General features: G+C 32.6%; 11 protein-coding genes. 9 read left to right on the forward strand and 2 right to left on the reverse strand.

Annotated elements, in window-relative coordinates:
- Positions 1-33: 33 nt before the first annotated feature.
- A complete protein-coding gene (locus LF845_RS01325) occupies positions 34-279 on the forward strand; it encodes a c-type cytochrome (RefSeq protein WP_242819185.1) in 246 nt (81 codons plus the stop codon).
- Here LF845_RS01325 and LF845_RS11990 read toward each other — a convergent pair whose 3' ends face one another.
- Together LF845_RS11990 and LF845_RS01335 are read right to left on the reverse strand one after the other, a co-directional pair.
- Complete coding sequence (locus LF845_RS11990) at positions 280-3,555, reverse strand: hybrid sensor histidine kinase/response regulator (RefSeq protein ID WP_242819186.1); 3,276 nt, start codon at positions 3,553-3,555, stop codon at positions 280-282.
- On the reverse strand, positions 3,556-4,542 hold the full coding sequence (locus LF845_RS01335; protein ID WP_242819187.1) for an ABC transporter substrate-binding protein: 987 nt from the start codon (positions 4,540-4,542) through the stop codon (positions 3,556-3,558).
- Positions 4,543-4,688: 146 nt separating this feature from the next.
- On the opposite strand from LF845_RS01335, the gene LF845_RS01340 reads away from it, so the two are divergent.
- From LF845_RS01340 to LF845_RS01375, 8 genes are read left to right on the forward strand one after another with little or no spacing between them, the layout of a single operon-like run.
- On the forward strand, positions 4,689-7,517 hold the full coding sequence (locus tag LF845_RS01340; protein ID WP_242819188.1) for an anaerobic glycerol-3-phosphate dehydrogenase subunit C: 2,829 nt from the start codon (positions 4,689-4,691) through the stop codon (positions 7,515-7,517).
- Positions 7,502-8,680, forward strand: a complete 1,179-nt coding sequence (locus tag LF845_RS01345; protein ID WP_242819189.1) for a tetratricopeptide repeat protein — start codon at positions 7,502-7,504, stop codon at positions 8,678-8,680. Before LF845_RS01340 ends, LF845_RS01345 begins: the two co-directional genes overlap by 16 nt.
- Before the next feature lie 2 nt (positions 8,681-8,682).
- Positions 8,683-9,405, forward strand: a complete 723-nt coding sequence (locus LF845_RS01350; RefSeq protein WP_242819190.1) for a tetratricopeptide repeat protein — start codon at positions 8,683-8,685, stop codon at positions 9,403-9,405.
- A gap of 1 nt (position 9,406) precedes the next feature.
- Entirely contained in the window at positions 9,407-10,702 is a 1,296-nt protein-coding gene (miaB, locus tag LF845_RS01355; RefSeq protein WP_242819191.1) for a tRNA (N6-isopentenyl adenosine(37)-C2)-methylthiotransferase MiaB, read from the forward strand.
- Positions 10,703-10,725: 23 nt separating this feature from the next.
- Positions 10,726-11,205 carry a bifunctional nuclease family protein gene (locus LF845_RS01360; RefSeq protein WP_242819356.1) on the forward strand — a complete coding sequence of 160 codons (480 nt, stop codon included), beginning with the start codon at positions 10,726-10,728 and terminating at the stop codon, positions 11,203-11,205.
- A complete protein-coding gene (locus tag LF845_RS01365) occupies positions 11,205-11,942 on the forward strand; it encodes a nitrilase-related carbon-nitrogen hydrolase (protein WP_242819192.1) in 738 nt (245 codons plus the stop codon). Before LF845_RS01360 ends, LF845_RS01365 begins: the two co-directional genes overlap by 1 nt.
- Before the next feature lie 9 nt (positions 11,943-11,951).
- Positions 11,952-12,320, forward strand: coding sequence for a DUF3783 domain-containing protein (locus LF845_RS01370; RefSeq protein ID WP_242819193.1), 369 nt, complete (start codon positions 11,952-11,954; stop codon positions 12,318-12,320).
- Positions 12,313-13,005, forward strand: coding sequence for a rhodanese-like domain-containing protein (locus LF845_RS01375; RefSeq protein ID WP_242819194.1), 693 nt, complete (start codon positions 12,313-12,315; stop codon positions 13,003-13,005). The genes LF845_RS01370 and LF845_RS01375 overlap by 8 nt, the downstream gene beginning before the upstream one ends.
- Positions 13,006-13,029: the final 24 nt, after the last annotated feature.

A 13,029-nucleotide genomic window follows, 5' to 3' on the forward strand; every position in this document is an offset into this window, starting at 1 on the left:
ATTCACTATACTGAAAAAAATCAGGAGGATAACATGAAAAAAATAATCTTTATAACTTCACTATTACTTGTCGTAACCATAAGTTACGCTACTTCAGACGAAGAGCTTTTTTACACAAAATGTACGCAGTGCCATGGCGAAGGGATAATTTTAAACAAAAAGTATGATAAAAGCACATGGAAAAAAACAGTCAAAAAGATGAAGTCTTACGGAGCAAATATTTCCTCATCCGAATCTAAAAAGATAGTGGATTATCTCGTTAAAAATGCAGGAGAATGATTATATGCTCTCTAAAATTTTATTAATTTCTTCCACATCAAAGGGCTTGGAAAGTATAGATTTAAATCCGTAAGACAAATATTTTTTAATTTCGCTACTATCGGCGTGGCCACTCATCAAGACAATAGGTATATTTTTGTCGATTTTCTTCACCCTGTCCAATAAATCAAGCCCACCTTTTCCTCCAGGAATGGTCAAGTCAGTAATTATCAAATCCACTTTTTCACCATTTTCTCGAGATTTATCAAGAAAAACAATCGCCTCATCCGAATCCTTTGCAGCTTTCACATTGCACCCAAATATTTCCAAAAGGCCTTTCAAAGAGTCAAGAATATCAATCTGGTCATCTACAATTATAACATTATGCTTTTTAGAGGATGTTTTATTTACAACAACCTCATGACCTCTTTTTGCAGAATCTGAAACCCCTGAAGATTTTAAATATATCTCTACCTTTGTCCCTTTACCTACTTCAGATTCAATAGTTATCTTCCCTGAAGCTTTCTCAATCAAAGACTTAATAATAAATAGTCCCAAACCCGACCCTTTCTCCTTTGTAGTAAAATACGGCTCAAAAATCTTTTCCAATATATCTTTTTCAATACCTTTACCTGTATCTTCAATGATCAATTTTACATATTTCCCGGGTTGAAGTTCATTATCATTCTCCACATCCATATTTTGGGCATTAACCGATACCTTCCCTGCGCCATCTATTGCCTGGACGGCATTTAAAAATATATTATGAAGTATTTGAGATAACTGATTTGCATCAATCAAAACATTCCAAATATTGTCATGAATATTGTTTTCAAATACAATTTCTGTCCCTGAAAAAACAAAAAGCCCAACCTCTTCGGCGACATCTTTTATATTAGATATACCTTCCTTTTTAGTTCCACCTTTTGTAATACCAAGAAGCTCCTCTGAAAGATACCTTGCCTTATTAAGCACCCTAAATACATTTTCAATATAACCTTTCTGAACTTCATCAAGTTGAAACTCTAAAGTGTAAATCATCAAATAATTATAAATAGCACTTAACATATTTTTAAAATCGTGGGTAAGCCCTCCAATAATCTTAGTTATAGATTCTGACCTCTCAGAGACAGCAAGTTTATTCAAAATCAGGTTCATTTCTGTTTCATCCCTGAAAGTTAACACAAACATCCTTTCACTTGTAAAATTAAACTTAACAGCAAGACCTACATAAAAGAGGTCTTTATACTCATGTTTCATATTAAATATATTAATCCTGCCATAAACCTTTGATATATTATCATCATTTATCAAAGTATCCAGTTTATCTGTAAACTCCGTCATAGACTCATCTGGCATAAACCTCATCAAATCTTCCAAATACTCAAGTTTAAAAAAACTGTCCCCACAAAATATTAAACTTTTCAAAAACTCATTAGCATAAATTATATTTTTATTTTCATCCAATACTATTATCCCTTCTCTAAGGCTGTCGATTACATTGCTCAAAATATTTTTCTGTTTTTCAATCTCATTTGTAAAATTTTTATATTCGGTTATATCCCTTGCTATCCCCACTATAAATTCAACTTCACCATACTCATTGATAAGCGGAGTCTTATAAACTTCTACAATCCTCTTTTTATTACCTTTACTTAACTCTATTTCATACTTCAAAGGCTTTCTGTTTTCTAATATCCACCTTTCTTTTTGAATTATGTATTCGGCAAACTCAAGAGGATAAATATCAGTTTCTCTTAACCCTTTTACAAAGTCACGTTTAAATCCTGTAAATTCAACAAAAGATTTGTTGACATCCACATATCTGAGATTTTTATCTTTAATAAATGCCATCTCCGGTATAGCATCAAAATAACTTTCAATTAACATTTTTTGAGCTTTGATGACTTCTACAGCCTCCATCTCCCTCTGCACATCTTGTATGATTAACATTATAAATTCCAACCCAACGGGGACGACATCCAAATTCACACATTTTGACACATGCTTGATGCCAAATTCGGCATTTACATCTATACTGTAAAAAAATCGGGGCTCTTCTATCTCACTAAACAGTTTAACCAATTTATCTTTTTTCTCTGAATTACAAAATAAGCTAAAAAACTGCTCACCTGTAACATTGGTTAATCTGCTGTCCGTATTTTTCAGAAAATTCTTATTAATATATTTAATTTTAAAATATTCCCTTTCTATAAGGACGATATCACTTGGAAGAAAATCAAGCATTTTAAACAGAAGATTGCTTTGTGTTTCAAGTTTTTTTAAAAGCTCATCATTTTTAGAAATGTTTCGTTTTACATTTGCAGCCACATCTTTAAACTTTGAGGCCAACAATCTAACCTCATTGTCAGGGAAAAAATGCAAAGAATAATCAGTAAATGAATCTGGAAACCCACCCACAATATTGGCTAACCTTTCTAATGGTTTTGAAAATCTTCTTGAATAAAAATAAATAAATACCACAGCTATCAAAAAAAGAAAAATACCTAACAGGCTCAGATAAAAAATACTCTTTAACAAATATGTTTCAATAACCTTATTGTGGACAAATATTCCTACATACAAATTTTCAAACAATTTACTGTTACCATAAGTGGCAAAGTATATATCACTCGAATTTGTCAGGCTGTTTTCTAATTTTACTCTAAGAGAAGTATAAGTATAAGCCAAATCATTCTTTTTAAACCCTTTTATCGTACTCATGCCAAACATAGAAGAGTAATCAGAGAAAAAAAGGACTTTACCGTTTTTATCAAAAACTCCAAGGCTATATTCAAAAGGGATAAAGCTAGCATAAGTCTGTAATATTTTTAAAATCGGCATATAGTAGATTATATTGTAGTCATCTACAAAAAACTCTTTTACTAACGTTAACTCTCCATCCTCAAACGTCACCACATTGCGCAAGTCATCATTTATATCACCCTCAAGCTCCTTTATTATATCGTATTTGGAAAGCCCAAAAATAAATTTTCCCCCTTTAATCAGATATACTTTTGCTAAAAGCTCATCATCATAAAAATTCATTCTGAGATTTCTAAAATCATCACCAGAGTTTATATCTATAACAAGAGAGTGACGAAGCATTTCATAAACTGAGCCGGGTAAAAGGGTAAGTTGATTGTTTAAATTATTAAGCCGCTCATAAGAATTTTTCTCGAGCTCTTTTTCATAATTATACTTTAAAACAATTATGACACCTATAAATGCACACACTATCAGTATAGTCGCAATAAACATATACCTAAAGAAAAGTTCTTTAAATATTTTATTCACTTAAAAACACCTTTCAGCATAGTATAAATAGTATCTGTCATATTTATTTTGAAAATATTTCAGTGCAGTCTTATTTATATAAATTCCTATTTTATCCGGCAATTTTACCGGGATATCCGAAGCATTTGCACCTTTAAAAATCATATCCATAATATATGCACTTTGCCTGCCGATAGAATAAAACTCGGGAGCATAAGTAAAGGCCGCACCTCTTGCCACAAGACTTGCATCCATAGGTATAAGAGGGATTGAAGCCCTATAAGAAATATCTCTCAAACTATTGAAATTTCTTACAAGCTCAGGACTTATTCCAAAAACTATAATACTTTCAGAATTGTCAGAATTGGAAATATACTCAACAAACTCATTATAGGCTTTACTGTTAAAATCTACAACTTTAATCTTAATATTAAGCAAACGCTCCGTTTCATGCATCTGCTTATCAAAACCCTCAAGCCCTTTCTCCACACTGCCTGAAAGATAATAAATGGTTTTAGTTTTATTGAAAAATTCAGTGGCGACCTGAATCCTCTTTGGCGTCATACGAAATGCAGCATGTGATACGCCGGTAAAATTTCTCCCGGGTTTATCCAATGTATTAACAAGACCGGACAACACGGGGTCAGCAACCTCATTAAACACAACTTGAAACTTGTATTTGTCGTTAATCGCCATTACTTTTTTAGCTATCGGTGTAGTAGTGACAAACAAAACTTTTACCCCTTCATTGTTAAATTCTTCCATTATTGCCGGTATCTTTCCAAGGTCACCATTTATAACTTTAACATCAAAATAAACCTCTTTTTCATCTCCATAACCCAAATCTTTAAGACCAGATTCTAAACCTTCAACACCGGTGAGAAACTCTTCTGAATAAAGAATTGCCCCGACTTTTAGAGGGATTTTAAATGTCGATGAAAAGGAATAACCTAATAACATACTGGCAGTTAATATAATTATAAAAAAAACTTGATATAAGGTTTTCATATTATTATTCTACAGTAATTTTTATTGTTTTCAACAAAATATAAATGCACATAAACAAAAATAAATATATTTTTGTATTGACCCTATAACAAAAGATTACTATTTTTGTTCTAACTTAAAACAATTCAATAAAAAAGGTGAAAACTATGCCGCAGCTAACAGATAACATTTTCGAAGAATTATCAGAAATATTTGAAGGTGACATATATACTGATAAATTAAGAAGGAATATGCTTGCCACCGACGGCAGTATCTTCAAGGTCGAACCTGCCTGTGTGGCATATCCTAAGAATGATTCTGATGTAACCAAAGTCATAAATTTTGCAAAAAAATATGGGCTCTCTGTACACAGCAGAGGTGCAGGAAGTGGGCTTTGCGGCTCAGCTATAGGCAAAGGTATAGTGCTCGACTTTTCCAAATATATGAACAAATTAATAAAAATAGACTTTGAAAAGAAATATTTTGAGTGTGAACCAGGTTATAGATTTGGAGAGTTGGAAGAATTATTAAAAGGCAAGGGTCTATTTTTCCCTCCTGACCCGTCAAGCGGTGAATACGCTACATTTGGAGGCATGTTTGGAACAAATGCCAGCGGGGCTCACTCTGTGAAATATGGTAACGTATCCGACTATATAATCGATGCAGATTTTATATTAAGTAATGGGAAAAAATATTCTCTATCAGAAATATACAATACACCATACGAAAATCTGGATGAACCTTTTAAATCAATATTTGAAATATATACCCACTTTGCCAATAAAATAGAAAACTCCTACCCTCATGTAAAATATAATGTTGCAGGTTATAACCTAAGAGGAATGATACAGAATGAAAAACTTTTCTTAGGAAAGCTGTTAGGGGGCTCAGAAGGTACACTTGCAGTAGTAACAAAATTAAAATTTTCCTTAAAAGAAAAACCTAAATACGATTCTTTGGTAGTAGCATACTTTGATGATATAATATCTTCTGCAAAAGCCGTTCAAAAAGTCTTGCCACTTGGTGTAAGTGGAATTGAAATAATGGACAAATCACTTTTGCAATTGGCAAAAGAAAATGACGAAAAATTAAGGGATAAAATACCTGACGGCATCGACAATGTTTTATTAATAGAATTTGATTCTTTTAGTCTTGAAGAAACAGAGAGTCTGGCTAAAAAAGCAAGGGGAATATTGTTTGAAAATAATCTTACTGAGAATGCTCATATTGCTGTTAGTGAAGAAGAAAAAGAAAAATTTTGGGCAATCAGAAAGGCTGCTGTACCTATTCTTTACAAGCTTAAAGGGAGAAAAAAGATTCTTGCCCTTATTGAAGACGCAGCAGTCCCAATAGATAAATTAGTTGACTACTTTGAAGGGGTTTACAAAATACTTGCTCAAAATAAGCTAAATTTCGTAGTTTACGGTCATATTGCAAAAGGATTAATGCACACAAGACCACTTATGGATTTAAAAGATCCTCATGATGTCGACTTGCTGAAAAAAGTTGCCGATGAATTTTTCGAGCTAATTTTCTCCCTTGGGGGGACAGTTTCAGGAGAGCATGGGGATGGAAGGATACGAAGCTGTTATATACAAAAGCAGTATAAAGATATCTACCCGCTATTTGCTGAAATCAAGCACCTAATGGATGAATATAATATTCTTAACCCAGAAATAAAAACATATCACGACCCAAATCAAGTAAAAAAGTTTTTAAGATATGGCAGTGATTATCGCAGTGTTGAAATATTCGACAAGCTATTAGACTGGCCTGAAAACTTTTTGGATGAAGTAGAAAAGTGTCATGGTTGTTCAAAATGTACTACAGTAACTACAGCCACAAGAATGTGCCCAATTTATAAATTTACAAGGGATGAGGCTGCAGCCCCAAAAGCGAAGGCTAATATTCTAAGGGCGCTTATTAGCGGTGCTATTGCTGAAAAAAGTCTATACGAAAAATCTTTTCAATACGTTATTGACAGATGTGTAAATTGCGGCAGTTGCTACAAAGAGTGCCCATCTAACGTCAATATTCCTAAAATGGCTATCGAAGCAAGAAGCAAATATGTAGAAAAATTTGGAGCCACTCTTGAAAACAGACTTATCGTTAGCGCTGAGCTTGCCGCTAGAGTAACGAGAAAGTTTTCCAAACTTCTTGGCAAACCAATGAAATTAAAGATGCTTAGAAAGGTTGGGGAAATATTTACTGGTGTAACTGCCGAAAGAGAGTTTATAGCTTTTGAAACCAAATCACTTTTTGAAAGGTTTGATAAAACCATTGGAAATTCTGAAAAAAGTGTCATGTTTTTCTCCGGCTGCTATGCAGGCTATATTAAGCCACAGATAGGGGAAGCTGCCATAAAGGTGTTGGAAAAAATTGGATACAAAGTGTTTTTGCCTGAACAAAATTGTTGCGGACTTCCTATGCTCTCCAAAGGGATGGCTAAACAGGCAAAAAACAAGATAGAGCAAAATCTTGAAAATTGGGAGAAATTAATTGACAGTGTGGATTACATAGTTGTAACCTGCTCATCATGCGGTCTTTCACTAAAGCAGGAATGGAAATATCTTTTAAATAATGACATAATAAACAAGATTTCAGAAAAGACCATTCATATCAGTAGCCTCGTCAATATGCATTTTGATAAACTAAATATAGTCAAAAACGATATTTCTGTATCTTACCATATGCCGTGCCACCTTAAAGTCCAAAATGACTCAGGCTCATCCGTTGCAATGCTTAAAAAGATAAATCCTGATGGTGTCGAAGATTTAAAGAGTCACTGTTGCGGTATGGCCGGAAGCTGGGGAATTTCAGCTAAAAACTACGATTTAAGCGTTGAGATTGGCTCAAATATGATAAATAAACTCAACGCCAGTGCAAAAAAGGTCGGCGCCACAGATTGTCCAACCTGCCGAATGCAGATGGAGCATTTGAGCACGAAGAAAATCATACATCCTATTGAGGTATTGGCAGAGTGTTTGGCAGATTAATTGTAATATTAACGATTTTTGTATCTATAGGCTATGCTGCACCGGAAGATTATCTGGTAGGACTCAACGCATTTGAAGACGGGCTTTATGATGTTGCCGCTGAAACCCTTGAAGATTTTTTAGCATCTTCACAAGACAAAGAAAAAAATTCTTACGCTAAATATATACTTTATCGATGTTACCTTTTTGAAAAAAATTATGAAAAGTCCCTAAAATTAATAGAAGAGGTAGAAAAAACAGATGATAAAAGATTTGACAAAAATCTTATAAAAAAAGACAAGGTCTTTTTACTTACCTATTCAGATTGCAATAAAGCAGTTAACGAATCACAAAATGATGTAGAGCTTGCAAGCATAGTAATAAATTCAAAATGTAGCCCAACCGAAGATTTTATTAAAAATGTGATTACATTAAAATTGAACACCAATGATATGCTAACCCTATTCTACAAAACTGCAGACAATCCAGAAACTGCATCTAACATATTCCATAAATTACCATTAAATGAAATTTCAGATAAAGATAAGGATTATCTGGCAAAATATTTCTTTAAGCATAACAATTATGATAATTTCTGGAGCATATACAAAACTTATAAAAATAACGATCTCGTCAATCTCGCATTGAGTAGACTTTATGAAATAGAAAATTATGAAGGCTTTATATCAAGTTTTGACTATAACACAAAAAGTTATAATATTTCAAAGACAAACTATTGTAGACTTATAAAATCTTACGAAAAATTAAATAAAAATTACGACTGCGACCTTTTAACAAAATGCGTTGATAATAAAAATGATTTACTCAAACTTCAAACTGCATGTTTTATAAAAAATGGCAATATTTCAAAGTATACTGACTTTTTATACACCCTTAACGAAGAAGAGATTAGCTTAATATGTAATGATATCAGTTACTCAATTATAAACGGATTTTATGACAACGATGTCATAAACAAACTTAAACTTTGTAAAAATAGGTTAGATACGGCAAAAGCTTTGTTCAAAAAAGGGAAATATGATGATGTGATACAACTTTTAAGGCCTGGACAAACGGATGATGAATATATTTTAATAGCAGCATCTTACGAAAAATTAGGCAATTTAGAAAAATCCAAAGAATACCTTGATAAAGTTAAAAATAAGTCTAAATTCAATAATTAATTATGAAAAAGATTATAGGTATATCGCTAATCATTGGAATTTTTGCTGCTTTGTTTCTTTACCTGAAGTTTGATGAAAGCTATAAGCTTTATTACGAAGCTGAAAAGCTTTACAAGGAAGGGAATATAAATCAGGCCTATGAAAAGATTAAGGAAGCTGTAGAAGTCAATCATTTTAATAAAAAGGTCTTAATTTTAAAGGCCAAACTATATAAGATTGTTTCAAATAATGAAAAGCTTGAAAAGGCTGAGAAATACTATACTGAGAGTAAAAAAGCATTTTTCGTAGAAGATTACGAAAAGGCTAAAATACTTATTTCCAAAGCTTATGAGCTTACGTTATCCATTCCAGAAAGTGCCCATAATAAAAAAGAAGCTCTTACACTTCAAAAGAAGATAGAAAAAGATATTACAAGGATTCAGAGTGTAGAACCTTCAGTATATTATCAAAGGGCACTAAAGTTAGCTGAAAAAAATGATTACATCGCTGCCTTTGAGCTGCTCAACAAGCTTAATACAAATGATGAAAAGCTGTTAAGTCTAAAAAGTGACTTCGCTTTCAAGATTGGGACATCAAGATACACTTCTATTTTAAAAAAACAAAATCCGAGCGAAACAGAAATTTTGGATGCAATTTACTGGCTAAACAATGTTGACAAAAAAAATACAAATTACAAAACTGCTGAAAAATACATACAAGTATTGAAAAATTATTTAGGGAGATGAAATGAGTAAAGTCTACATCAGAACTTTTGGCTGTCAAATGAACACTTACGATTCAGAAAGGATAGCTTCAATTTTTAAAGATATGGGATTTGATCAAAGTGACAATCCGGAAGAAGCTGAATTTGCAATCATAAATACCTGCAGTGTAAGAGAAAAACCTCAAATAAAAGTACAAAGTGAAATAGGAAGACTTAAAAGTGTAAAAGGTATAAAAATTGGTGTCTGCGGATGCGTTGCCCAACAAGAAGGTGAGAAATTTTTGGAAAATTTTAAGGATGTAAGTTTTGTATTCGGTACAGATGCCATCGGTAGGTTATACGAAATAATTGACCTTGTCCAAAAAGGGGAACGGGTTTGTGATACAGCCACAAACGATAGTGAAATCTCTATACCTACATTTTCAAGAGCAACATCTGTCAGCTCATTTGTAACTATTATGAAAGGGTGTGATAATTTCTGCAGCTACTGCATTGTGCCATATGTGAGAGGGAGAGAAAAGAGCAGAAAGGTAGAAGAAATATTGGACGAAATAAAATATCTAGTAAACAGTAGAGTAAAAGAGGTAACACTCTTAGGGCAAAATGTTAATTCTTACGGAAAAAACCTTGACGAAAACATTAATTTTCCCAAACTTTTGTATATGGTTAATAATATTGATGGACTGAAACGGATAAGATTTGTAACTTCTCATCCTAAAGATTTTTCCGATGAACTAATTGATGCGATGAAAAATAACAATAAAGTAATGCCTTATCTTCATCTTCCCCTTCAAGCGGGCTCTGACAGAATATTATCTAAAATGAACAGAAAATATTCATACGGAGAATATCGTGAGAAAGTTTTAAAAGCAAAAGAAACTATTCCAAATCTCACCCTATCCTCAGATTTCATAGTAGGCTTTCCGGGTGAAACTGATAGTGACTTTGAAGACACCATAAAAGCGATAAAAGAGATAGAGTATGAAACGATTTTTGCGTTTAAATATTCCCCAAGGCCTAAAACAAAGGCGTTTTCCTTTGAAGATAATGTCCCAGATGATGTCAAATCCCAAAGACTAACCTTACTCTTGCAAGAGCAGGAAAAAATTTCAAATAAATTATTACAAGAATATGTTGGAAAAAGCTCTGAAGTGCTTGTAGAAGGGTTGAGTAAAAAAGATAAATCAACATATTCTGGAAGAAATCCACAAAATAGGATTGTAAATTTTAAAAGTAGTAATAAATTAGAAATTGGTGACATTGTTAATGTTGAAATTACCGAAGCGAAAAAAAATTCATTATTTGGGAAATGTAACTAATTTTTATCGGAGGTTTTTTGTCAATGTACGAGGTAAAAGTAAAGTGTGTTTTAAGAGAGCCTCTTGCCAACAGATATGTTCTGATACTAGAATCATTGGACGGCTCTTATTATATACCGATTAATATAGGTGTATTTGAAGCTGAAGCTATTTATACTGAGATTAGCGGAATAAAGTGCCCTAGGCCCCTTACCTATGACTTTTTTTCGCTGATTTTAGAAAATATCAACAATGTAAAAGTTGATAAAATAGTCATTTATGATAATTCTGATAATATTTTCAAAGCTAAAATAGTCATTAATAACAGTGGCTCATATAAAGAAATTGACTGCAGGCCGTCTGATGCTATTGCTTTGGGTTTGAGGGTAAAATCCCCCATATTTATTGAAGACATCGTATTAAAAAATAAAAAATGTATTAATAAAGATTGCATAAAAGGCTCAGATAAAATGATTCTTGAGCATATCATTACCGACCAAGCTACAACTTATTGGAATGTATAATGCAGGTTAATCTACTTCAGATACATGTGGAAGAGTCGCCTGAAGCAAATATTGAAAAGGTAATTAATCTTACAAAAGGGATTAAAAACCAACTTATTATATTACCTGAGCTCTTTACCACAGGTTTTAATTATGACCATGTAAGAAAGCATGTGAAATCTCAGCCTGAGCTATTGAAGAAGCTCCCAGTCTCAAATACCTACATAGGCTCCATTGCAAGACAGGTGGATAACAGTATATACAACTCCTTTTTTGTAAAAAAGGGGGACAATCTTGAATTTATATATGAAAAGATTCATCTTTTCCCTCTGATGGATGAGCACATACATTTTAAAAGTGGAAACAACACAAAGATATTTGAAATTGACAACTTTAAGTGTGGATGTGCCATATGCTTTGACCTTAGATTCCCTGAGCTGTTTAGGCAATATTTTTTGAATAGTGTAGAAGTTGTTTTTATACCGATGCAATGGCCTCACTCAAGAATCAAGCAAATGATACCTCTTGCCACAGCAAGGGCAATTGAAAATCAATGCTATGTTGTGGTGTGTAATGCAGTTGGAAATATATGGGGAACATATTTCGGCGGTAATTCGATGGTAATATCCCCAACAGGTGAGCTGCTTGTATCTGCTAAAGAAAATGCAGATAAAATTTATTCTACTATTTTAAAAAAAGATGTTATAAATGATTTTAGGCAGGCAATGCCCATTGCAAAATGTTTAAAGCTATTGTAAGGAATATCTATGGAAAATAAATATATTTATGTTGCCGGTTTTGGTGATATTGAATTTGACATAATAAAAAAGATGGCTGAAGAGAATGAGTATCCTCAGCTAATCAGGATTTTTGAAAATCATCTTGATATAAAGATACAAGACTTAAAAGTGGAGTCTCAAACAAAAGGGAATACTATTAAGGTCAGAGTAATTCTTTTTGAGAATATGGATAATAAAATAATCATAGACTTTATAAATAAATTTAAAACCCTCAAACTGCCACAATCGATTTTTGCTATCGTTACCGAACATAATAAACAATGGACTTTTAAGGAGCTTGCGTCTCATTTAATCAAAGAGCATCAAGAAATGCACCAAAAGAAGGAAAATGTTTAATTTTTTTAAAAAGAAAAACACCGAGCCGAAAGAAATATATATTGAAGAGCTTATAACAAACATCACTCTTGGCAGTATGTTGGTAATAGACTCCAGAAATCCTAACCTTTATAACGAAAACCATATTGATAAAGCCATTAATATACCGGATTTGGAATTCGAAAATAATATCGACAAACTCCCTCTTGATAAGCTTTACCCTGTTGTATTTTACTGTAAAAACCCAGAATGCAGCATATCTATAAATTCTGCAAAAAAGGCTATAGATTTGGGATACAAAAATGTATACCTTTTCAGAGGAGGCATTGAAGCCTGGAATGCCTACCACAATATCAAACAACAAATAAATGAAAGTGAAAATGCACTTGATGTAGAAACTTTTAAAAATTTTTATAAATTAAATAAAAATGCCATAATGCTTATAGACCTTAATAGTGACGAAGAGTACAGTGAAGGACATTTAAAGGGTGCCATATCTTTGCCTTTTGGGAAATTGGGGACGAGCTACGAAAAACTTCCTAAAGACAAAAATATAATATTTTACTGTCACACTTCCACAAAAGCCTATGAAGCCTATCTTTTTCTTAGAGATAAAAAAGGATTTGAAAAGGGGAAAATTTTATATCTTAAGGCCGGTGTTACTTTTGAAAACGGCAAAGTAATTTTTAATGAAAATATACAATAAATCACTTTTTTATATTAGATTTAT

The sequence above is a fragment of the Deferrivibrio essentukiensis genome, assembly GCF_020480685.1.
Lineage (GTDB): Bacteria > Chrysiogenota > Deferribacteres > Deferribacterales > Deferrivibrionaceae > Deferrivibrio > Deferrivibrio essentukiensis.

What these genes read in the sequence shown, in the direction of transcription:
- LF845_RS01350 (WP_242819190.1), top strand. Translation starts at nt 8,683, where the DNA reads ATGAAAAAGATTATAGGTATATCGCTAATCATTGGAATTTTTGCTGCT.
- LF845_RS01340 (WP_242819188.1), top strand. Translation starts at nt 4,689, where the DNA reads ATGCCGCAGCTAACAGATAACATTTTCGAAGAATTATCAGAAATATTT.
- LF845_RS01335 (WP_242819187.1), bottom strand. Translation starts at nt 4,542, where the DNA reads ATGAAAACCTTATATCAAGTTTTTTTTATAATTATATTAACTGCCAGT.
- miaB (WP_242819191.1), top strand. Translation starts at nt 9,407, where the DNA reads ATGAGTAAAGTCTACATCAGAACTTTTGGCTGTCAAATGAACACTTAC.
- LF845_RS01325 (WP_242819185.1), top strand. Translation starts at nt 34, where the DNA reads ATGAAAAAAATAATCTTTATAACTTCACTATTACTTGTCGTAACCATA.
- LF845_RS01360 (WP_242819356.1), top strand. Translation starts at nt 10,726, where the DNA reads ATGTACGAGGTAAAAGTAAAGTGTGTTTTAAGAGAGCCTCTTGCCAAC.
- LF845_RS01370 (WP_242819193.1), top strand. Translation starts at nt 11,952, where the DNA reads ATGGAAAATAAATATATTTATGTTGCCGGTTTTGGTGATATTGAATTT.
- LF845_RS01365 (WP_242819192.1), top strand. Translation starts at nt 11,205, where the DNA reads ATGCAGGTTAATCTACTTCAGATACATGTGGAAGAGTCGCCTGAAGCA.
- LF845_RS01375 (WP_242819194.1), top strand. Translation starts at nt 12,313, where the DNA reads ATGTTTAATTTTTTTAAAAAGAAAAACACCGAGCCGAAAGAAATATAT.